The organism is Micrococcus sp. HG099 (assembly GCF_024723355.1).
Classification (GTDB): Bacteria; Actinomycetota; Actinomycetes; order Actinomycetales; family Micrococcaceae; genus Micrococcus; species Micrococcus endophyticus.
This window is the reverse complement of record NZ_JANQCJ010000257.1, coordinates 1-1,062: the sequence shown is the minus strand read 5'-3', so window position 1 is coordinate 1,062 and position 1,062 is coordinate 1. Positions and strand designations below refer to the sequence as shown.

1 protein-coding gene is annotated in these 1,062 nt (G+C 81.8%); it reads left to right on the top strand.

Features of this window, described 5'->3' with window-relative positions; genetic code table 11:
• The coding region (locus NWP10_RS12070) for an NAD(P)H-hydrate dehydratase (protein ID WP_258301062.1) at positions 1-1,062 on the top strand (1,062 nt) is incomplete at both ends.

The window sequence follows — 1,062 nt, the reverse complement described above, 5'->3', positions numbered from 1 at the left end:
GCCGAGGGCTGGGCGGCGCTGCGGGCGGCCGGGGGACGGCGCGCCGACGCGGTGCCCGCCGCGGCCGCGCTGGTCATCGACGGGATGCTCGGCACCGGCTTCGCGGGGGAGCTCACCCTGCCGCCGGCGGCCCGGGCCCTGCCGCGCGACGCCGTCGTGCTGGCCTGCGACGTGCCCTCCGGCGTGGACGCGGACACGGGCGAGGTCCGGGGCGAGGCGCTGCGCGCCGTCGCCACCGTGACGTTCGGCGCCCTGAAGACCGGCCTGCTCGTGGGCGAGGGGGCCGCGCTGGCGGGCGAGGTCCACCCCGTGGACATCGGGCTGGGCCCGCAGCTGCCGACGTCGCCGGCCGCCCGGCTGCACCTCGCCGACGAGGCCGCCGTGCGCGCCGCCCACCCGGCGCCCGCGCCGGACGCCCACAAGTACACGCGCGGGCTCGTGGCCGTGGCGGCCGGCTCGCCGCGGTACCCGGGGGCCGCCGTGCTCAGCTGCTCGGGGGCGCTGCATGCGGGGGCGGGCATGGTCCACCACGCCGGGCCGGAGGCCACCCGGGACCGCGTGCTCGCCGAGCACCCCGAGGCGCTCGTCTCCGCCGAGGGCCCCGCGCCGGACCGCGCGGACGCGTGGGTGGCCGGCCCGGGCCTGGACACGCAGGACGACGCGCGGCGCCGCTGGGAGGGCGTGCTGTCCGCCCTGGCCGAGCGGCCCGAGGCCGCGCTCGTGGCGGACGCCTCCGCCCTGGAGCTGGTCACCGCGGCCCAGCTGCGCGCGCTGCGCGAGGCCGGCACGCCCGTGGTGCTGACCCCGCACGCGGGGGAGTGGGCGCGACTGCGCGAGCGGCTGCCGGCCGACGGGGCCGACGCCGCCGACCCGCTGGCCGCCCTGCGCTCCTGGAGCGCCGCGCACGGGGCGACCGTGCTGCTCAAGGGCCCGCGCACGCTCACCGTCCAGCCCGACGGCGAGGCGTGGCTCGTGGCCGACGGCGGCCCGGAGCTGGCCATGGGCGGCACGGGCGACGTGCTCGCCGGGGCGCTCGGCACCGTGCTGGCCGCGGACGTGGCC